The following is a 20,414-nucleotide window of genomic DNA, read 5'->3' as shown; positions in this document are numbered from 1 at the left end:
ACGTCTACGACTCGCTGCCCCTTAGGCTGAGGCCAGACTGACCTGTTGGCGCTTCGGCTGCCGTGCCGAAACCAGGGTGGCGAACTGGTCCACCGCCTGCCCGGCCCGCGCCAGAACCTGCGGGTCCGTGAGCTTCCCGTCGGAAAAGTCGCTGTCACTGCCATAAACGGGGGGCAGCTTTTGATCCGTTCGCCGATGTGTCGAAGTCGCGTCTTACTCCCGGTACGTGAATTCGATGAGGACAGTGAATGGACGGGAGCGCTTCGCTCTGGTCTCTCCAGATAACCCGTCGTTCCCATCTGATTTCGACCAAGCGTCGGAAACGAATTACCAATTCCTGCCCCCCCCCCCGGGATCGCGTTGTTTCGAGCCACTCGCACAAGATGACCTGAAGTAGGTCTGATCCGCCGACTCTCATTTCAGCAGCAATGGACTTCAGAGCCGTCATCAGTTGCCGGTTCCAGCGGCACGCCTGTCATATTTTTGAGCATCAATGCAGCGCGACGTAGAATGATCTGCAGATCCGCGCGCGAAATGTCTGCGATGCGATCGGCCGCGCTTTCAAGCTCTTCGGCAATGATTGGCGTGTCATCGCATTGGTCCGCTTGCCTGAGGCTGGGTCTTAGGCCTTCACCCGCTTGGCTGCTACCTTCTTGGCCGGGGGCTTCTTGGCGGGCATTTTTGCGCCTGCCTTGCGACCAAGTCCGATCGACTTCGCCAGCTCCGATCGCTGTGCTGCGTAGCTTGGTGCCACCATAGGATAGTCCCGCGCCAACCCCCACTTGGCTCGATACTCGTCAGGCGTCATGCCAAGCAAGCCCAAGTGCCGTTTCATCGACTTGAACTTGCGCCCGTTTTCCAACGAAATGATGTGGTCGGGAAACACAGACTTTTTGGGATTGACCGCAGGGTTCTGTGTTGGCTGCTCAACTTCAGCTGGCTTGACTAAGCTAACGAGAGCGGAGTTTACCGAAGAAATCAGATCGGGCAGGCCTGCTACGGGCACTGCGTTATTTTGGACAAACGCCGCGACAATATCCGCGGTCAATTCCATCAATTCCGCGTTCTGGCGATTCTTCTCTTCGGTCATTCATCAACTCCTATTGCAAGTCCGCTTTCGTATGGGGGAAACTCGGATCGCGCAAGAAGCAGGTCCACAGAACGAAATAATCGGGATCATCGGCCGGCCGCCAGGGCTGCCCGACCTATACGAAGCTCCCCGGGGACAAAGGCTGCCTCCCTAAATGGCGTGAGTACGAGAAGACGATCCCGCGGGAAGCAGAGTCCGCCTTCAAAGAACTCTGCAACAAGAACCATGCGGCCTATACGAATTGCGCGATACCTGACAATGAGCACCTTGATTGCTCCTGCCATTATCAAAGAGCCATGATGAAGCCTCGGAGCGGAACAATGCCCAGACGTGGTGGGCCTTTCGCTTCGTCGCAGTTCTGCACCAGCTTTGGTGGGGTGACACCCATGCCCTTCCATTGAGTCGCGCGCTCCGCGGGCCACCTGCTAATTGCTCTCTGTCTTCTTGCGCGCCGTTCCTGGCGCCGAGCGCCTTTCGTTCTGTCACATATCCCCTGGCTTGAGAGCGCGCGCGATCTCTAGGTAACCGGCCAACCTCGACGACATAAGGCTCGAATATGGCTCCCATGTCATGGGAGTGAACGCCTTCCGGCGTCCGCGCCCAAGCAGCTGCTTGCGGCGGTAACCGAGGCGCCGGTTACCGCATCGTGTCGTCGGTAATAAAGCGACGTTGCGCTCTCTGCTTTCACATCCGGGTATGCCGAAAAGTCCGTCGGTCAAAAGTCGACCAGCGGCGTGTCCACGATCTGGTGCTCGAATAGCAACCAGAACGGCGATCCCCGGGATTCGGAGTACCAATGCTCAAAAATCGCAAGGGCCTCGCCGATATTGGTGGCGGGTTCGTCCTCGGGCAGCCTCGCAGCCTGGAACAACGCAAGCGCAACGGGGCCAAAATGCGTGATCGCTTCCGTGCGCGCCTCGCTGTCCGCATTCCAGCCGAGCCGCAAGCGCAGGACGGCCAAAGCGCTGGCCACGGCGATCTCCTCACTTTCGGCTGAGGCCACGGCGTCCGAGATCGCCTGCATGAGGTTGAGCCGCCTGAAGGCGAAAGCGCGCTCCTGTTCCAGAACCGCGATCTGATTGGCCGCTTGTCGCCTGAAGCTTGCCTCGGTTGTCCTGGCGGTCTCAGCCGTCGTTTTCAGGTCATTCAGAAAGGAAGCCGTCGGGTTCATCTTGGCTCACTAGGATGGCGGAAGAGAGTGGGAGTCGAACCCACCAGAGACCGACTCGCGGCCCCTCCCGGATTTGAAGTCCGGACGCCCCACCGGGGACGATGCTCCTCCGGAAATTTGCGCCATCGGCGGCTCACCCTCGCCTGTCAGGCGGAACAGGTCCAGCCTGCGCCTGTTCAGACGGCGCAAGTCTCCCCGCCGCAGCGTCACGCCGTGCCGATCGAGAAATTCGAGGATATGGATGGCGACCTTGCGTCCGCTGCCCACGCGATCGCGAAATTGAGCAGCGGTGAACTGCTCTGTGGGCATCGACGCAGCGAGGTCGCGCGCGATCTCCACGATCTGCGCCAACGCCTCGCGCTGGAAGAAGTGGTCATGAGCGACCTCGTGGACCTTCCCCATACGGCCGGCAAGCTTCAGAAGCCGCCGGATTTCCGTCGCCGGCGCGGCCAGCACCTCGGCAATATCCCACACTCTCGGCGGATGGAACCGTTCGGGTCCGCCGATGAGAGGCTGGACTTGCAGCCAGAGAGTTTCATCCTTTGCCATCAGGTGCGCCTCATGACCGGGCAGCCGCACCCAGGCGCCGTCCAAGGCAACTTCTCCAGCGTGCGAAAGGCTCCGCAGAACTGCCGTGAAAGCGGGCGCCGGCAGACGTGGATCAAGCCCAATACGCAGTCTCTCCATTCCTACGCCCGGCAAATCGGGATTGTCGGCATGGAAGGTCCCCAGGGTCGCGGCCAAGTCGCGCTTGATTCGCAACCAGCGCTCCGGCGACAGCACGAGGAGCATTTCTCCGACGGCAAAACGGACAAGCCCGAGTTGATCGATCAGGCCTTCCGTCTCGCAGTCACTAAGCGCCCTGTCGCGCGCGAAAGCCTTCAGGTCGAAATAGTGGGGCGGCGCATCAAGGAGTGCGGCGGCGGCCAGTTCGGGCGCCAATAGCGCATGGGCATCAAGTTGGACCAGCCGTTCCGGCGCGCGGCGTTTGCGGCTGGGCGCCCGCAGATCGAGAAAATGTCCGCCGCCGATGGTTCGCTGCGCGGAGGTGTCGCGCACCACGTAAACGTCGCCGGCAGCGGCCGCGATCGGACTGTCCAGCACCAATTGAACATTGGCCGTGCCGCCAGGCTCGATCGGTTCGTCTCCGAGGAGTACGATGCGTGCCCCGACCTCCGTCGCGGCATGGTGGAGCCGCACCGGAAACCATTGGCCGATCGGCTTGCGTTCACCCGGCAGAACGCGAAGGCTTGCATCGATCCGGTCCGACGGCGCGTGAAGCTTCGGATCGACAATTACGTCGCCGCGCCGGATCGCCTCCTTGAAAACCCTTTCGCCGGTCAGATTGAGCGCGCAACGGTCTCCCGACCGACCACCTTCAGTCGGCCGGTTCTGGGCGTGGATCGATCGAACCCGCGCAAGCAATCCCGACGGGCTTACGACCACGTTGTCCCCAATACCGAGAGAACCCGAAAGCACGGTGCCCGTCACGACGGTGCCCACGCCGCGCAGCGTGAAAGAGCGGTCCACCGCTAATCGAAAACGGCCCGAAACTGCACGCCGGGCAAGATGCGACGCCTCCTCGAACAAGAGATACCTGAGTTCATCGATACCTTCGCCCGTAACGACCGAGACGGGAATCAGGGGGGCCTCGGCAAGCATCGTCCCGGCAATTACTGCGCGGATCTCGCTCGCAACCGCGGTGCGGCGCTCGGGACCGCCCAGATCGCATTTGGTGAGCAGGACGGCGCCGCGCTTGACACCGAGCAGATCGACGATGGCGAGATGCTCCCGGGTTTGCGGCATGACGCCGTCGTCGGCGGCCACCACGAGCAACACGAAGTCGATGCCGCTGGCGCCGGCGAGCATCGTGTGTACGAAACGCTCGTGCCCGGGAACATCGACGAAACCGATGCTATCCCCACCCGGCACCGGCAAATAGGCGAAGCCGAGATCGATGGTCATGCCGCGTGTCTTTTCCTCCTGCAAACGATCGGTGTTTATACCGGTCAGCGCATGCACCAGCGCAGTTTTGCCATGATCGACATGTCCCGCCGTGCCGACGATCATGATGCGGTCTCCGGCAACGGCGCGGCGGCGCGACGCTCGGCCTCGGCGGCATCGCCCGCGCTCAATTCGGCCCGCACCGCAGCCAGATAGCGGCGGGCAAGGGCGCTGCCGCCTGCCTCGGCACGCAGGAGCCAAACCAGCGCCTCGACCGCGTCAGCCGGCACGCCCGTACCAAGATGGCAGGCGGCGCCGAGCATTGCCTGCCCTTCGGCGTCTCCTCGCATGGCAGCACGGCGCCACCAGCGGACAGCCTCGTCCGGATCGCGCGGCACGCCGAGCGCATTGTGATAAAGCATGCCGATCCGGGTCATAGCGGATGCGATGCCCTGATCGGCCGCGGCAAGCGCCCAGCGTCGCGCCTCGCCGGCATCGGGAGCCATCACTTCGCCCTCCAGCAGCATCCAGCTCAGCATATCCTGCGCCGGTCCGTCGCCAGTTTCCGCTGCGGCCCGATAGAGCTGGGCCGCCCGGCGAAAGTCCTGCTGAACGCCTTCGCCGCGGAAATAGAGGGACGCCAGGTTCCTTTGCCCGACAGGATCTCCTGCCTCGGCGGCGAGCGCCAGCCAGCGAAAGGCCATATCCGCATCACGCTCGACGCCGAGCCCTTCGGCGAAGCAGGCGCCGATATTGTTCTGAGCGCGGGCAACGCCCTGGTGAGCCAGCGGCTCCCATATGGAGAGAGCCACGGCATGATCGCCTCGCCGCGCGGCTTCGAGGGCCTCGGTCATGCGTGCGGCCACAGGCGTCTCGGCTGGGCGGCGCGCAAGGCGGTCAAGCCAGCGCATCGGTTCCTCCCAGATTTAAGCCGGCTAGATTGGCGATGAAGTTCGCCTCGTCTTCCAGGCAGCGGAAATCGAGCACGAGCGCCTGGTTTTCGATGCGCCCGATCACGGGGACGCCCAGCCCACGCAGCGAAGCCGCAAGCGCTTCGAGCGCCCGGCCGCTCCCTGAGCGCGGCTTGAGAGCAAGCCCGGCGCTTGGCACAGTTTCGAGCGGCAGCGCGCCGGATCCGACTTGGCTCCGGCACTCCACCGTGTCGACCGCAAAGGCTTCGCCCACGGCGTCAGCAACCAGGGGAGCAAGGCGCTTTGCCTGCGCTGCAATCTCCCTCACCGAGCGCGAGAGCAGCCTTAGCGTCGGCAGGCGCTCGGCCAGGCGGTCGGGGTCGCGGTAGAGCTTCAACGTCGCCTCGAGCGCGGCCAGACGAAGCTTGTCGACCCTGAGCGCCCGCTTCATCGGGTTGCGGCTGATCGCTGCGAGCAGGTCCCTGCGGCCGACAATGAAACCCGCCTGCGGACCGCCAAGCAGCTTGTCGCCGGAGAATGTGACGAGATCGGCGCCGTCGGCGACCGCCTCGCGCACGGTCGGCTCGCGCCCAAGGCCGTAGCGGGCTAGATCGACCAGCGTGCCCGAACCGAGATCATGGACCAGCGGTACCCCATGCGCCTTTGCGATTGAAGCGAGCTCGGGTGCCCGGATCTCGGCCGTGAATCCTTCGACCCGGTAGTTCGACGTGTGCACCTTGAGGATGAGCCCGGTCTCCGGGCCGATCGCCGCGACATAGTCTTTGCGATGCGTGCGGTTGGTGGTGCCGACCTCGACAAGCCTGGCGCCGGCGCGCGTCATGATCTCGGGCATCCGGAAAGAGCCGCCGATCTCGATCAACTCGCCTCGCGAAACGATCGCTTCGCGACCGAGCGCCAGCGTGTTGAGCACGAGAAGGACGGCAGCCGCGTTGTTGTTGACGACGGTTGCATCCTCGGCTCCGGTCAGCTCGCAAACGAGCGATCGAAGATGATCGTCCCGTTCGCCGCGCTCGCCTTTCTCGACATCGAATTCGAGAGCCACCGCTTCGCGCATCGCCAGCCGAACAGCCTCGACCGCCTCTTTCGCGAGGAGGGCTCGTCCGAGATTGGTATGCAGCACCGTTCCGGTCAGGTTGAAAACGGGACGCAGGGAAGAGCGTTCGCCGTCCCTGAGCTGCACGAGCGCGTCGCCGGCAAGATCGTTTGCCTCCGGCACGACGGCTGCGGCATTGCGGGAGGCCATTCGTGCATCGGCGACGGCTCGGCGAATGGCCTCCGTCGCGGCCTGCCGTCCGAAGCGCTCGATTGCGGCCGCCGCCAGCGGGGTCCTCAGCACTTGGTCGACCGACGGAAGATTGCGCAAAGGGTTTGCGGATGAAGCGGTCATCGTATCCTCAATAGCCAACAAGGAACGGATTGAACGATCCGCGGCGATGGCCACCCTCGCGGACGAGCAGGTCGAGGCCGAGCGTCGCCACGTCGTCGGCGACCGGATCGAGAGCCGGATCCTTGTGCTGGTACAGGATCTTTACATAGCAGCCGCATGCATCGCAGGTCTCGGCCTTGACCGTGCCAGGGCCTCCCTCGATTTCCTGATAGCCTATCCCCTTGGTCGAGCCGCACAGCGTACATTTGACACGGACGTGGTTCCACAATGTTCCACACAGCGCGCAGACGCAGAACCGCGCCCCGTGTGCGCCGTGCCAACCGACGATGATCGAGGATACGGGCGGCCCACCGCAGGCCGGACAGGCGCCGTCGGCAACCGGAACCAGCTTCGAGCTGTCGAGACATGCCGCGAGGCGGGCAAAGTGAACCTGCAGCGCGGCCGCGACATAGACATGCTCGGCAAGCGCGTTCATTGGGATCGCATCGGTGAGCACATTGCGCACCATGGAGTCGACCCCGGACGCATCGATATTCGCCAGCCTGTCCAAGGCGGCTGCGGCCGCCTTGGGTTTTTCGATCGTGGCTGCCACTTCGAACAGGCGGCCGAGCGTCATTCCAAGGGCGGCATCCGAAGTGGATTGGTTGCGATCGAGCGGCGGCATACCGAAGGTTCGTGCGCGCTCGCGCGCCTCCGCGGTCGGCAATTCGATCTCCGGCAAGCCGTCCTGGATGCGGTGCTGCGCATCCGTCAGTGCAGAGAGGAAGCGGAGATAGGGGCCGAGCTGGTGGTCATCCGCCAACACATCCAATCGCTCGGAGCGGCGAATGAACAAGGTCCGCGGATCAGGCAGGCGCGCAAAGGGTGGGGCCGAGACCTCGCCGATTACAGTCGGGTCAGGGCGTGACGGATCTTGTTGCTTTGGCATTTCAACCTCACGAACCTCACGGGCCACGTGGTCGGCTTGATACTGCTCCGGAGCAATTCCACGAAAAGTGTATAACGGTTTTCCGTCCGGAATTGCGTAAAAACAAATACCCGCTCATTCGGCGGGATTCGATCCCGAACGTCCGTCCGGTTTGCCTGCGATCAGTTCACGCAGCCATTTGCGATGATGCCGCCAAGCCCAGCCGCCGGTCACCCGTCCGCGCGTCATGGCGGGAATGGTGCCGCGTACCCAGATGGCCGAATAGAAATGGATAATCCAGACGCCGATGATCGCCACGGCAGCGATCGAATGAACAAGCAGCGCCACCCGCTGCTGACCGATCGTGGTGTAAGCGGCGAAATATTGTTGCCAGATGACGATGCCGCTCGAAATCAGGATGACGATGAGGATCGACATTGACCAGAAGACGAGCTTCTGGCCGGCATTGTACTTGCCGACTTCGGGGACGTTGTCCTCGTGATTGGACAATACGTCACGGAAACGGGCGAGCCACGTTCCGTCCTCGGGCCTCCACAAATTGGCCTTCCAGAACCGAAGGAAAAGCCCAAGGAAGCTGAAGAACAGCAAGACGCCGATCCATGGATGAATGAAGCGCGTGAACTGGCCGCCGCCAAACAGCCCCGACAGGAAGAACAGGCTCGGGTGAAACATGGCAAGGCCGGACAAGGCGAGCAGGATCAGGCTGGCCGCCGTGATCCAATGGTTGATCCGCGCGCTCACCGTGTAGCGGTCCACGATGACTGGCTTGCCGGGATGTACCTGCTCGTTCGGCTTCACGTCATACGCGGCCATCGTTGTCGCCTTCCGTCAGCTCTTCGGCATGCTCCTCATCCGTCTCGGAGACCCTGTTCGGTCCCATCACCAGATGGTGAAGCAGGCCGACGCCGGCCGCCACGCCGAGAATGGTGAGGCCGGCATATTTGGTCACGCCCTTCCACGCCTCCACGAGCGGACTGATCTTCGGCTCCTTCGGCAGACCAGAATAGAGTTCCGGCTGGTCGGCATGGTGCAGCACATACATCACATGCGTCCCTCCGACGCCGGGCGGATCGTAGAGGCCGGCATTCGAATAGCCGCGCGATTTCAGGTCCTTGATGCGGCCGTCGGCGTGCTGTTTCATCTCGTCTTTCGTGCCGAACACGATCGCCTGGGTCGGGCAGGCCTTGGCGCAGGCTGGTCCCTGGCCGACAGCCACGCGGTCGGAGCAGAGCGTGCATTTGTAGGCCGTGTGATCGACTTTGGAGATGCGCGGAATGTTGAACGGGCAACCCTTGATGCAATAGCCGCAGCCGATGCAGTTCTCATGGACGAAATCGACGATGCCGTTCGAATACTGCACTATGGCGCCTGGTGCCGGACAAGCCTTGAGGCAGCCCGGGTCAGCGCAGTGCATACAGCCATCCTTGCGGATCAGCCATTCGAGTTCGTTTGTCTCGGGATTGTCCCATTCGCTGAAGCGCATCAGCGTGAACATGTCCGGCGTCAGATCGGCAGGATTCTCATAGACGCCGGCATTGAAGCCGATCTCCGGATGCGTGTCGTTCCACTCGATGCAGGCCGTCTGGCACGCCTTGCAGCCGATGCATTTCGAAACATCGATGAGCTTGGCGACTTCCGTCAATTGCTGCTCGGGCGCGGGAACCGTCGAGGCAGAGCGGCGGATGAGGTCCTTGTCGGAAAAACGCGGTGCGGTATCCGTCGTCGAAGGATTTGGAAGTGGAGGAAACATCGCTTACTCCTCCTACGCTACCGGCCCGGCGATGGGCTCGATGTTGACAAGGAACGCCTTGTATTCCGGCGTCTCGATGTTGGCGTCGCCGACAAACGGGGTGAGCATGTTCGGGCCAAAGCCTTTCTTCGCCGCTCCCGTGAAACCCCAGTGCAGCGGTATTCCGACGATGTGGACGGTCTTGCCATCGCAGGTGAGCGGCCTGATCCGCTTGGTCACCATGGCCTTCGCCACAACGGAACCGCGCTTCGACCAGACGCGCACCCAGCCGCCTTTGGTGATGCCCTTCTCGGCCGCAAGCTGTTCGGAAATTTCCACGAAAAACTCCGGCTGCATCACCGCATTGGTGATGACGTGCTTGGTCCAGAAGTGGAAATGCTCGGTCAGTCGGTAGGAGGTCGCCGCGTAGGGGAACTCCTGCGAAGCCGATTCGGCGAACTGGGCCATATCGCCTTCGAACACCCGCGCTGCGGGGTTGCCGCGGACTTTGGGAGCTATCGGGTTCGCGATGGGCGACTCGAATGGCTCGTAATGCGCCGGGAATGGTCCGTCGCGCATCATGCCCCGGGTAAAGAGGCGCGAGACGCCTTCCGGATTCATGATGAACGGGCCTACTTGATCGGGCTTTGCCGTTGGCAAGATGTCGGGGACATCGTAGCCCGACCATTTCGTGCCGTCCCATTCAATCACCTTGCGGCTTGGATCCCAAGCCTTTCCGGTGAGGTCAGCCGACGCCCTGTTGTAGAGAATGCGGCGGTTGGCAGGCCATGAGAACGCCCATTTGGAATAGGCGCCGGTTTCGTCAGGATCGGTCGTGTCCCGCCTGGCCATGTTGTTGCCGTTTTCATTGAAGCAGCCGGAATAGATCCAGCAGCCGCAGGAGGTGGAGCCGTCGTCGCGCAGCGCGGCGAAGCCCGGCAAGAGCTTTCCGGCCTCGGCCAGCACCTTTGTCGGGTCGGCCGTGTCGGTTACCCTGGCGAGCGCCCTACCATTGATCTCCTGGGCAAGCTCCTCGGCCGTCGGATCGCCGGGATCGGCATAAGGCCAGTTGAGCTTGACGATCGGCTCGGCGAAGGCGCCGCCTTCCTTGGTGTAGAGCTCCTTCAGGCGCAGATAGAGCTGCGCCATAATCCAGGTATCGCGTTTGGCCTCGCCGGGGGGCGTGCCGCCGGCCCAATGCCACTGCAGCCAGCGCCCCGAATTGACCAGCGAACCGTCGTCCTCGGCGAAGCAGGTGGAGGGAAGCTGGTAGACTTCCGTCTGAATCTGCGACGGATCGACATCGTTGTACGGCCCGTGGTTCTCCCAGAACCGGCCCGTCTCCGTGTCCAACGGATCCATGATGACGAGGTATTTGAGCTTCGAGAGGGACTCGATCACCTTCTTCTTGTTCGGAGCTGCCTGTAGCGGGTTGAAGCCCTGGCAGAAATAGCCGTTCATCTTGCCCTGGTGCATCAGCTCGAAAGCCCGCAGCAGATCGTACCCCGGCAGGTCGAGCTTCGGCAGGTAGTCATAGGCGAAGCCGTTCTCCGGCGTTGCCGCGTTGCCCCACATTGACTTTTGGAAGCTTACGAAGAACTTCCTGTAGTTCTGCCAGTAGCTCATCTGGTTCGGCCGGAGCGGCTTGAAGCCTCGGGTCGACATGTAGGCTGCCAGATCGACCTCCTTCTCGGTCGGCAGCGTCAGATAACCGGGCAGCAGGTTCGACATCAGCCCGAGGTCGGTCAGCCCCTGGATGTTGGAGTGACCGCGAAGCGCGTTCATGCCGCCGCCGCGTATACCAATATTGCCGAGAACAAGCTGCAGCATCGCCATGGCGCGGATGTTCTGCGAGCCCTTCGAGTGCTGGGTCCAGCCGAGCGCGTACATCGAGGTCATCGCCTTGGTCGGAGACGACGTCTCGGCGACCATCGCGGCCACCTTCAGGAACCGGTCCTTGGGTGTGCCGCAGATGCGCTCGACCATCTCCGGCGTGTAGACCGCGACATGCTTCTTGAGCAGATTCCAGACGCAGCGGGGATTGGCCAATGTTGCGTCGACAACGGCAAAGCCGTCCGTGCCTATGTCATAATCCCAACTGGACTTGTCATAGTCTCGCTTCGCCTCGTTATAGCCGGAGAAGAGGCCGTCCTGATAGGTGAAGCCTTCCTTGACGACATACGTCGCGTTGGTGAAGGTCTTCAGATAGTCCCATTGCACCTTATCGTTCTGGATGCAGTAGTTGATCAGCCCGAGCAGGAAGGCGATGTCCGTTCCCTGGCGGATCGGCGCGTAAAGATCCGACACCGAAGCCGAGCGCGTAAAGCGCGGGTCGATGACGATGAGCTTGGCGCCGCGGTTGGCCTTCGCCTCTGTGACCCATTTGAAGCCGCAAGGATGCGCTTCCGCGGCATTGCCGCCCATGATGACGACGAGATCCGTGTTCTTGATGTCGGTCCAGGAATTGGTCATTGCGCCGCGGCCGAATGTTGGGGCGAGACTCGCCACCGTCGGGCCGTGTCAGACACGTGCCTGGTTGTCGAACACCAGCATGCCCGCGCTGCGGACCACCTTGTAGGTCGCGAACGCGGTTTCATTGGTCGAAGCCGAGGCGGCGAGGAAGCCGGTGGTGATCCACCGGTTGACCGTCACGCCGTCATTGTTCGTCGCGACGAAGTTCTTGTCGCGATCGTCCTTCATCAGGCGGGCGATGCGGCCGAGCGCGTCTTCCCAGCTTATCGGCTCGAACTTGTCCGAGCCCGGTTTGCGGATCATCGGATGTTGCAGACGGGTCGGCGACTTGACAAATCCGAGCAGCGCCGACCCTTTGGGGCACAAGGTGCCGCGATTGGTCGGATGATCAGTATCACCCTCGATATGGGTGATCTCGGCCGGCTCGCCCTTTCTGAGATCGCCCTTCGAATACAAGATTATGCCGCAAGCCACCGAGCAGTATGGACAGGTGTTGCGTGTTTCGGTGGTGTTCGCGAGCTTGAAGGGCCGTATAGCCGCCGCGTGTGCGGCCTCGCTATCGCCGAAGCCGAGGGCTCCAAGCGTAGTACCGGCGAGACCCGCGCCTGCTGTTTGCAGGAACGCGCGTCGAGAAAGATCGATGTTCATGGGTTCCTCCCGAAGCCGATGCCCCACAAGGCAACTCGAACCAACGGTTCAATCCGAGTAACTAGTCTCGGGCCAAATAAAATCAATGCCATAGAACGAGGTGCGTACGGTGCAGCAAAAGTGCCCCTCCGAACTGCCTTCCTGCAACAGGTTTGTGCCCGCAAATCGGCATTGTGTATTATTGTTGAATATTCTTGTCATCTTTTCGTGACCGCGACTGCGATTGACGAAAACGAACGCATTACCATACAGTAAAGCGTGGTGATGAAACAGCTCCCGCGGGTCGGGGCGCCTTTCGATCGATACCCAATGACGGCGATGCCTCGCACGCCGGATACGGTGCTTGCCTTTCCTAACTTAATGAAATCCGCTGAGAGCAAGCGTGCTCCAAACGCGCCGTGCGTTGGCGCGATCGTATTTTCCATTCCGGTTGACCTTGATCCCTACTAAAGCGTGCCAGCAGAGGAGGCTCGACGACTATGGCAATCGCCCTCTCGCCCGAAATCACCGATGCGCCCGTTGTGCGCCTGACCAGCCTCGCCCATGGCGGCGGTTGCGGTTGCAAGCTGGCACCGTCAGTGCTGCAGCAGCTTCTCGCTAATCCGGCGGCTGCCAGTCCCTATCATCAGCTTCTCGTCGGCACGGAGACCGGCGACGATGCGGCAGTCTGGCAACTCGACGGCGCCACTTGCGTCATCGCGACCACCGACTTCTTCATGCCTATGGTAGATGACCCCTACGATTTCGGCCGGATTGCCGCAACCAACGCCCTGTCCGATATCTATGCGATGGGTGGCCGGCCGATCATGGCGCTGGCGATCCTCGGGATGCCTCTCGACAAGATCCCGATGCTCATGGTCCGCGAAATCCTGAAAGGTGGCGAAGCTGTCTGCGCCGACGCCGGAATCCCGGTTGCAGGTGGCCACTCGATCGACTCGCCGGAGCCGATTTATGGCCTCGCAGTCATCGGCACATGCCGACCGGGAGATATCCGACGCAATTCTGACACCAGGCCGGGTGACGCCTTGATCCTGACGAAAGGGCTCGGCGTCGGCATCTACTCCGCCGCCATCAAGAAGCAGGCGCTTTCCGAGAGCGGCTATCGCGAAATGATCGCCTCCACCACCCTTCTCAACAGGATCGGATCGGAGCTGGCGCAGGACGCGAGCGTCCACGCCGTCACCGACGTGACCGGATTTGGCTTGCTCGGACATGGCCTCGAGATGGCACGCGGTTCCGGGTGCACGCTGATAATTTGCAGCCACGACGTGCCGCTCTTTTCCGAAGCTGCCTCGCTCGCGGTCGACGGGCACGTCACCGGCGCATCGCGGCGCAACTGGGCGAGCTATGGCGACGCGGTAAGCTTACCTCCCGGCATGCCCGAGTGGCGACGCCATCTTCTCACGGATCCACAGACTTCGGGCGGGTTGCTGGTTGCTTGCGAGACCGACCACGCAGCGGCGCTCGTCGAGAGGATCGTCGCGGACGGCTATCCTTCGGCTCGCATCATCGGCCATGCCAGGCCCGGCGCGCCGACAATAGTAGTAGAGGCCTGAACGGCCGCTCCGCTTCCCGCCAGATGACGGGGTGCGCCCTCCAGTTCGCGGCACTCCACCTCCTGCCACCACTGGATCGGCAGGCAAAGACGCCCGCCCCACCCGTTGCGCTGCAGTTCCTATTAAGCCGTGACGAAAAGAGCATGTTTCAATGCGGCCTCGGCGCGTGGTGAACGTAAGAAAGGTACCTCTTCCAGCCTGCAAATCGGACCTCGCCCTCCCTACGCTCTCATATGACGCTGGCGTACAAGTATATTTGCTATTTCGAGCATCAGCTTTGGAATATCAAGAGTAATATTCATGGTTTCCACGTCATAATAGCGGCTCTTGGAAAGCATGCCTTGCCGGTCTTAGCCTTAAATCGCCGATGTCTGGCTACGAATTTCCGTTGCCGCGCTCGCCGTGGTTGACGGGAAGGTTCTCGCTTGGCGCTCTTTGAAAGCATGCTCACGCTGATGATGCATTAGCCGGGTGACGCGCGCGCTGATGTCCGCGCTTCATAAGATCGGAAGCTGCTTAAATGGGTAAACACACTACTTCGATTCAATAACCCCGTTCGAGGTCGATTTTGTTGGACAGAGGCTCTCCTCTTGCGACTTGACCGCAGAGATCGGCGACCTAGTCGATTCCAGAATCCACCCAGAAGCTCGCGACATGAGGTGTGATGGTCACCCTGGGATGAGTCCACAACGACGATGAAGCTTCCGGCGGTTCACGCTCAAACACGTAAAGGGTGATGGCCGTGAATTGACCCGGAGCGAGCGAGCTTCCGCTTAGGGTCGGTCTTTCGCGTTCCCTCGAGTCGCAAGAGCGTGGGGTGAGCGGTACTACATCGACCCGGCCAGACGCCATTCCAACCGCTGATCCGTCTCGACCGCTTTCGGCCGCGTCGGCCGTTTCGCTAGGTCGCTTCGCCCGGCTTATGGAAGTTCGATCTCGCCGTCCACCACGTGGTTGAGGCCGGTGCCTTCCGCCGTCAGCGTCATGCGGACCTTCAGCTTCTTGCCGCCGATTTGCCCTTCGCGCACCGTCTCCTCGATCTTGCGCTGGGAGGTGACGCCGACTTCCTTCAGGAACTTGCGGATCGACATGTTCACGGCGTCTTCGCTCATGGCGGAACTCCTCTGTGTCCGGAAGGGATTGTAACGGAAGGCAAGGGATCAAGGAAGCAGGACGGTGACGCACGGTTTTATTGAAATAGACCTCGAGCCGGGAGGAGACGTCGGGTCCTTAACTTGATCGACCCTGGCAGGAGGAGTGAACCGATCGACGTCTTGCGCAGAAGGAGCACTATGACGGCCATCTCGGCCTTGATCTGACCGATCAGGAAAAGGGTGATCTGATCGAGTACCTCAAATCGATCTGATCAGCACTCGGCGCTTCTTTGGGTTCGATTGGGAGGGCGCAAGCTCTTCACCTATCTCGATGCGGCGGAGCAGGACGGGCTCGAACATCCGTTCCTGACCTGGCGATCCGCCTGCAATTCGAATTCGCTGCTCGAATGTCAGAAGTGCTGTCACTAGAATGGTCCTGAATAGACCTTGAACAGCGCCGCGTCACTTGGCCGGACAGCAAGACCGGCGACATGATCAAACCGCTCAGCGACGAAGCCCATCGTCTTTTATACGAAGCGCCACGCTTCGAAAACTCGCCATTCGTCTGCCCGTCCATCTTCAACCCAGCAAAATCGATGACGGCGAACACCTACCATCACGGATGGCGACGTGTCCTGAAGCGGGCGGGCATTCCCCATGCCGGAACGCACGGCATCCGGCATCGCGCCGCTACGGACATTGCCAATTCCGGCGTGCCGTTGAAGGTCGGTATGGCCCTGACCGCCCATAAGACCGTCGCGATGTTCATGCGCTACATCCACAACGAGGACGACCCGGTCCGCTCGGCCGCCGACGTGGTCGCAGCTCGTCGCCGATCGGTACTGACGCCCCGTGCGCCGGCCATCATCCGCGCCGGAGACAGTCAAAGCCGAGCCAAGCAAAGTTCCGGGGTCGGCCAAGGAGGTCAGGCCGTCAGCCCCGCTCGCGGGCCTCGACGATGAGAAATACCAGCCTCGTATCAAGGTCGGAAATTATCGGCCGTTCCGCCACCGCAAGGGCGACAACCGCACTGCACCACCTGGAAGTCGGCGCGGGCCTGTCAGCGCGGAGGCGGCGGAATGAAAACCTCCAAACCCGTAGCCACAGGTCGGATATGGTCAGACCGCGATGGCCGATCGCGCAATCGCGCTCGGCTCGCGGTGGCTCCGCACGCGCCAGGCGGCGCTTTATCTCAACCTTTCCTATCGCACCCTAGAGAAGCTTCGCTCCTCCGGGGGCGGGCCTGCCTATCGAAAAGTCGGCGGGACCGTCCTCTATCGCATGGATGAACTCGACACCTGGGTCGACTCCCGCCGCTTCGCTTCAACGTCTGAGGAATCCCAGGCGGGTCGGGAGGGGCGCAATGCCTGACCGTTCGCACTCCGATGGCCCTCAGCCGATATTCTGAAACGCGCAGTCTTCATCAAAGACGCTGGCCCGATCCGCTTCGTGGACACTGAAGCCGCCGCCAAATACCTAGCCCTGGAGGCCCATTCTCTGGAATGCTACCGTTCCCTTGGCGGCGGCCCGATCTTCCACAAGTTCGGCAAATATGTCCGCTACGCGGTCGACGACCTCGACGCCTGGGCGGAAAGTTGCCGGCGTATGACGACGGCCTCGCCTGCAGCGCCCCGCATCCCCGCACAGCGTTGACACTCTGCGCCACCCACGGAGGACAGAAATCGCTACAGCGGAGTTCGGGTGCAGCGCTCCTGCACCGACAGTCGTGTCTTCATCAAATCAGCGAAGCAAGATTTCATGGATCGCGAGGGCGATCAGGGCAGCGCCAGCCAAGCCCTCGATAGAACGCGTGATCGCTTCGAACAGACGCGACCTGCCTTCGACAAACCAGACCAGGCGTTCGCGCAGTAGGATCGAGAGAATTGCGACGGCTGACAGCGTGATCGCCACGCCAATCATCATCGTGCCGGCGAACAGGATGCCGGCCGCCGGCACGCCGCGCGCGATCGCAAACGTCATGACGAACAGCGTGAGCGGACAAGGAATCAGTCCAGCCATGACTCCGACGGCTTCGCCTTCGTGCTTGTGATGATGCCCATGGCTGAGTGCCCGCCACAGCATCCATAGGCCGATCAACCCAAGCAGTCCGCGGCTGATGTCTTCCAGCAGAGGAGCGCGGCCAACACTACCCAGGGCGATTGAGACAAGCGGCAAGGAAAGGACCGCAATCAGAACCGCTGTTGTCACATGGGTGATCGATAGGGTTGTCGATACGAGGAGGCCTCGAGAAACCTTTGCGTCCGAACCCGCCAGATACGTGGCCAGGACCGCCTTGCTGTGTCCTGGTGTCAGCGCATGCGCTGCACCGAACAGAATGCCCATCGGCAGAAAAGCCGTGAAGGCCAGCCAATCGCCGCCGGCCGCAAGCAGTTTGATCTGCTCGGCAAGCGCCAGGTAGATCGTGCGTTGGAACTCGACCAGCGTCTGGAACATGGCCATCGAACCGGCTCCGCTTCAGCCGCAGGTCAGTTCGAGGCGTGTCGCGAAAATCTTGCCGAGATCCGTCCCCGTCGGATCACTGAAGAACGCGTCTGTCAGGCTCTTCTGGTTCTGCGCGATGGCCGTGTCCGGATCTGGACGCACGATCGCGCGTGAGCATCCTTCAGGCAGGCCAGCCACAGCAATCTTGTCGTCGTTCGTAAAATCGATCGCCGTGTAGAAGGTCGGGTCGTACACGCCGATGCTGACTTTTCCAGCTAGGGCCAAAGGGTCCTTCGGCTGCGTTTCGAACTTGACGACGAGTTGATCGTTTTCATAGCTGACGCTGAACTTCGGCGGTGGCGCCATCGTCACGTCCTTGCCGTTCAAGGTCACCATCTGAAAGTAGTTGTACTCGGCCAGCGACGCATGGACGGTGAGAGCGACTTCGTCGAGTTCCTTGGCATCAAGGACAAGGTCGGAATTCTTGTCGAATTCCATCAGCACAGTGCTGGAAAAGAGGTCGTCGAAACGCCAGGAATGCCGAAGCGACTTGACCGTCCTGTCTGGACCGACGGTCAGGTCCAGCTTCGCTTCGGCAAACACATGCGGATGAGTGTTCGCTGCCGCGGCGGAAGCGAGCAACAGCGCCGCGCCTGATACCATGCCCGTCAGTTGCATTTTTCACTCACATTTCGCTCGTCGATTCCGCATCGGGTAGGACACCTGCCATTGCAAGCAGGCCGAAATGGGTCATATCAGAACAGGTCGCCATGCAACCAGCGTCTGAGCATCATCACGACGCCTGACTTGGCTGGTCCTTTTTCATCGTTGCGCGAATATAGTTCAGGTTCTTGGTTCCGACGGCGCCGATGTCGCTGACCTGGAATCCGCTCTTGGTCAACAGCGAGGCGACCGAATGCATATCGACATGACCATGCTTGTGAAGCCTGGGCAATCTGGATTTGCGCACCGGCCTGCCGAAATCGATGAGCAACAGCCGGCCTGCGGGCTTCAGGACGCGTGCTGCCTCGCCGACGAAGGTCGATCGAACGGGCTTCGACAGGTGATGCAGCATCAGCGTGCCGACGACGATGTCGAATTGCTCGTCCTTGAAGGGAAGCTCCTGCGCCGTCCCGTTGACGAAAGTCAGATCGAGACCGGACTGCTCGGCCTTGGCGCGCGCCCTCTCGACCATTTCGGCCGACGCATCGACGCCGGTGACGCTTCCGTCCGAACCGACCAGTCGCTTCGCCGCAATGGCAAGGGTTCCCGTTCCACAGGCCACATCGAGCATCGCTTCGCCGGCCTGGAGCTTTGCCAGGCGAAGCATGAATTCGCGAAACCGGCCCTCCCGCCCAAAGGTCAGAACGCGCGCAAGTAAGTCATAGGCCGCCGCCCGATGCAGGACGATGCCGATGCCCCTGTCGCTCGCGCTCTGCGCACCGTTGCCAACGAGCCCCATGTGACGCAGGCTGCCCCACAGCGCCAATCCCGCGATCACCGCAAGGACGAGGCCGTGGAATGCCGCGGTCCAGGCGCCGGCCTCGATATAGCCCATGCCCAATTTGGCGAGCACGAGGAAGCCGGCGACCAGCGACAGTTTGGCAAGCAGGGCCAACGCTATCACCCTCTTGCGCGAATGCGGTCCGTTAACGGCGTGATGATCAGATGAGTGCATGTCCGGCGACCTTCTGCTTCATTGCGGCGTGCCCAAACCCGATTTGAGCTCCTGGACTTGGCGTATCATAATGGACACACTGTCTGGAAATGCTGTTGTCGGACACCGGACCGCCGAATGTCCGAAACCGGGCACTGCAGAAGGCCATGGCCATGAAAATCGAACGTGCGGGTGAGCGGAACACGATCGATCGACGCGTCGCGCGGACGCGCGGCCTGCTGCAGGACGCGCTCATCGCCCTGATCCCGGAGCAGGGCTATGCTGCCATCACTGTCGATGACATTTGCCAGCGGGCCAATGTCGGCAGGTCGACCTTCTATACGCACTATGCCGACAAGGATGCTCTGCGCAGCGCGACCATCGAGGCGCATCTGCGGTCGATCGGCCGCAGGCGCGAGGCGGCAGGTCAAGAAACAGGTAGCCGCCTGTTCGAGTTCAGCCTGCCCATGTTCGAGCACGCCCATGCATTCCGACCGCTTCATCACGCATTGCTTGCAAGCAGCGGCGATACGATCCACGACGAATTGCGAGAGCGTATCCGGCGAGCCGTCCGGGAAGAACTCGTCGAGAAACGGATCAGCGATCGCGGCATGCCCGCTGAATTCGCCATTCAGTTCATCGCCGGGGCATTTCTTGCGGTCCTCGCATGGTGGGTCGCCACCGACATGAACCTTTCACCGGCACAAGCAGACGACCTGTTCCAGAGGATGGCCGGAAAAGGCATTGGCGCCTGACTAGTCGTCGGCTATCGAGCTTGCAATGATCGAATCCGATCGCCCCGTGTCGACCCGCGAAGTCAAATGAACAAGCTGCCTGCGATTGCCTGCAATCAATATGTAAAGTTTGGAGACCTGATCTCCATTCCGGTCCTCGCCGATCTTTTCGGCGTCGGTCCGGGCGAAGAAACGCTGTTCGAATGTTGGGCGGTCGACGTCGAACAGTCTGATGGAGCAGGTCTGCACGGCCTTGCCGCTTAAGGTGGCTTTGGTCACCGCGATCATGGTTCCGGCAGGTAGATCATTGCCAGTCACCGTCCATCCCTGAAAGGCATCCACGTCATCGACTGGAGTAAGCGCTGCGTCACCGGATAGCGGTGTCCATCCACGCGTCTTGGCCACTGCGGCGGTTCGCTCGAAGTCTGGACCATGGGCAAGACAGGTTTCGTGAAAAGCTTCTAGCGCCAGATCGACATTGTCGGCATGCGCCGGCGTCAGGCAGACGCCTGCGAGCGCAAAAGCCAAGAGGGCTTTCCACATATCAGTTCCACCTCGCGCTGAAGAGCGAGCCATCGGTACGATTAAGATGGACCAATTGGTACCCTGGTCAAGCGGTGGCCAAGGCCT

18 protein-coding genes, 1 tRNA gene and 2 pseudogenes are annotated in these 20,414 nt (G+C 61.5%); 5 read left to right on the top strand and 16 right to left on the bottom strand.

Annotated elements, in window-relative coordinates:
• Positions 1 to 622 precede the first annotated feature (622 nt).
• The 10 genes and pseudogenes from NKJ73_RS19610 to fdnG all read right to left on the bottom strand — a co-directional run bounded on the left by NKJ73_RS19610 (position 623) and on the right by fdnG (position 12,301).
• Positions 623 to 1,090, bottom strand: coding sequence for a Ros/MucR family transcriptional regulator (locus NKJ73_RS19610; protein ID WP_352570698.1), 468 nt, complete (start codon positions 1,088 to 1,090; stop codon positions 623 to 625).
• Positions 1,091 to 1,805: 715 nt separating this feature from the next.
• Positions 1,806 to 2,114 (bottom strand): hypothetical protein, encoded by a 309-nt coding sequence (locus NKJ73_RS19605; RefSeq protein WP_352456088.1) that lies wholly within the window; start codon positions 2,112 to 2,114, stop codon positions 1,806 to 1,808.
• 162 nt (positions 2,115 to 2,276) lie between these two features.
• Positions 2,277 to 2,372, bottom strand: a tRNA-Sec gene (locus tag NKJ73_RS19600).
• 123 nt (positions 2,373 to 2,495) lie between these two features.
• A pseudogene (gene selB, locus NKJ73_RS19595) lies at positions 2,496 to 4,331 on the bottom strand (selenocysteine-specific translation elongation factor); the annotation flags it as partial.
• Complete coding sequence (locus NKJ73_RS19590) at positions 4,328 to 5,116, bottom strand: tetratricopeptide repeat protein (protein ID WP_352456089.1); 789 nt, start codon at positions 5,114 to 5,116, stop codon at positions 4,328 to 4,330. The gene NKJ73_RS19590 and the pseudogene selB, both read right to left, overlap by 4 nt.
• Positions 5,103 to 6,524: an L-seryl-tRNA(Sec) selenium transferase gene (gene selA / locus NKJ73_RS19585; protein WP_352456090.1), complete on the bottom strand. Its 1,422-nt coding sequence runs from the start codon at positions 6,522 to 6,524 to the stop codon at positions 5,103 to 5,105. The genes NKJ73_RS19590 and selA overlap by 14 nt, the downstream gene beginning before the upstream one ends.
• Before the next feature lie 7 nt (positions 6,525 to 6,531).
• Entirely contained in the window at positions 6,532 to 7,452 is a 921-nt protein-coding gene (fdhE, locus tag NKJ73_RS19580; protein ID WP_023678707.1) for a formate dehydrogenase accessory protein FdhE, read from the bottom strand.
• Positions 7,453 to 7,566: 114 nt separating this feature from the next.
• A complete protein-coding gene (locus tag NKJ73_RS19575; protein WP_023678706.1) occupies positions 7,567 to 8,265 on the bottom strand; it encodes a formate dehydrogenase subunit gamma in 699 nt (232 codons plus the stop codon).
• Complete coding sequence (gene fdxH, locus NKJ73_RS19570; protein ID WP_352456093.1) at positions 8,252 to 9,202, bottom strand: formate dehydrogenase subunit beta; 951 nt, start codon at positions 9,200 to 9,202, stop codon at positions 8,252 to 8,254. The genes NKJ73_RS19575 and fdxH overlap by 14 nt, the downstream gene beginning before the upstream one ends.
• A 12-nt stretch (positions 9,203 to 9,214) precedes the next feature.
• Complete coding sequence (gene fdnG / locus NKJ73_RS19565) at positions 9,215 to 12,301, bottom strand: formate dehydrogenase-N subunit alpha (RefSeq protein WP_352570696.1); 3,087 nt, start codon at positions 12,299 to 12,301, stop codon at positions 9,215 to 9,217.
• A gap of 479 nt (positions 12,302 to 12,780) precedes the next feature.
• Here fdnG and selD point away from each other — a divergent pair, with 479 nt between their 5' ends.
• Positions 12,781 to 13,857, top strand: coding sequence for a selenide, water dikinase SelD (selD, locus tag NKJ73_RS19560; RefSeq protein WP_352570694.1), 1,077 nt, complete (start codon positions 12,781 to 12,783; stop codon positions 13,855 to 13,857).
• A gap of 645 nt (positions 13,858 to 14,502) precedes the next feature.
• Here the strand turns inward: selD and NKJ73_RS34280 are convergent.
• Positions 14,503 to 14,619: pseudogene (locus NKJ73_RS34280) on the bottom strand (NAD(P)-dependent oxidoreductase); the annotation flags it as partial.
• A gap of 158 nt (positions 14,620 to 14,777) precedes the next feature.
• The gene (locus NKJ73_RS19550) at positions 14,778 to 14,969 is read right to left on the bottom strand and encodes a DUF6494 family protein (protein ID WP_023679340.1); all 192 of its coding nucleotides are present in this window, start codon (positions 14,967 to 14,969) and stop codon (positions 14,778 to 14,780) included.
• 473 nt (positions 14,970 to 15,442) lie between these two features.
• On the opposite strand from NKJ73_RS19550, the gene NKJ73_RS19545 reads away from it, so the two are divergent.
• The 3 genes from NKJ73_RS19545 to NKJ73_RS19535 all read left to right on the top strand — a co-directional run bounded on the left by NKJ73_RS19545 (position 15,443) and on the right by NKJ73_RS19535 (position 16,604).
• Positions 15,443 to 15,913 (top strand): tyrosine-type recombinase/integrase, encoded by a 471-nt coding sequence (locus NKJ73_RS19545; RefSeq protein WP_502905390.1) that lies wholly within the window; start codon positions 15,443 to 15,445, stop codon positions 15,911 to 15,913.
• 166 nt (positions 15,914 to 16,079) lie between these two features.
• Positions 16,080 to 16,322, top strand: a complete 243-nt coding sequence (locus tag NKJ73_RS19540) for a helix-turn-helix transcriptional regulator (RefSeq protein ID WP_352570690.1) — start codon at positions 16,080 to 16,082, stop codon at positions 16,320 to 16,322.
• A gap of 78 nt (positions 16,323 to 16,400) precedes the next feature.
• Entirely contained in the window at positions 16,401 to 16,604 is a 204-nt protein-coding gene (locus NKJ73_RS19535) for a helix-turn-helix domain-containing protein (RefSeq protein WP_352570688.1), read from the top strand.
• 87 nt (positions 16,605 to 16,691) lie between these two features.
• Here NKJ73_RS19535 and NKJ73_RS19530 read toward each other — a convergent pair whose 3' ends face one another.
• The 3 genes from NKJ73_RS19530 to NKJ73_RS19520 all read right to left on the bottom strand — a co-directional run bounded on the left by NKJ73_RS19530 (position 16,692) and on the right by NKJ73_RS19520 (position 19,071).
• A complete protein-coding gene (locus tag NKJ73_RS19530) occupies positions 16,692 to 17,405 on the bottom strand; it encodes a HoxN/HupN/NixA family nickel/cobalt transporter (protein ID WP_352570832.1) in 714 nt (237 codons plus the stop codon).
• A 21-nt stretch (positions 17,406 to 17,426) separates the two neighbouring features.
• Positions 17,427 to 18,071: a DUF1007 family protein gene (locus NKJ73_RS19525; RefSeq protein WP_502897230.1), complete on the bottom strand. Its 645-nt coding sequence runs from the start codon at positions 18,069 to 18,071 to the stop codon at positions 17,427 to 17,429.
• Between the two features lie 115 nt (positions 18,072 to 18,186).
• A complete protein-coding gene (locus NKJ73_RS19520) occupies positions 18,187 to 19,071 on the bottom strand; it encodes a class I SAM-dependent methyltransferase (RefSeq protein ID WP_352570686.1) in 885 nt (294 codons plus the stop codon).
• 152 nt (positions 19,072 to 19,223) lie between these two features.
• Between NKJ73_RS19520 and NKJ73_RS19515 the strand changes: the two genes are divergently transcribed.
• On the top strand, positions 19,224 to 19,805 hold the full coding sequence (locus tag NKJ73_RS19515; RefSeq protein ID WP_352570684.1) for a TetR/AcrR family transcriptional regulator: 582 nt from the start codon (positions 19,224 to 19,226) through the stop codon (positions 19,803 to 19,805).
• Here the strand turns inward: NKJ73_RS19515 and NKJ73_RS19510 are convergent, their stop codons facing one another.
• Entirely contained in the window at positions 19,806 to 20,327 is a 522-nt protein-coding gene (locus tag NKJ73_RS19510) for a hypothetical protein (RefSeq protein WP_352570682.1), read from the bottom strand.
• Between the last annotated feature and the right edge of the window lie 87 nt (positions 20,328 to 20,414).

Source organism: Mesorhizobium sp. M0074 (assembly GCF_040322975.1).
Taxonomy (GTDB): domain Bacteria; phylum Pseudomonadota; class Alphaproteobacteria; order Rhizobiales; family Rhizobiaceae; genus Mesorhizobium.
The sequence above is the reverse complement of the archived record's forward strand: the minus strand, read 5'-3'. Positions and strand labels throughout refer to the sequence as shown.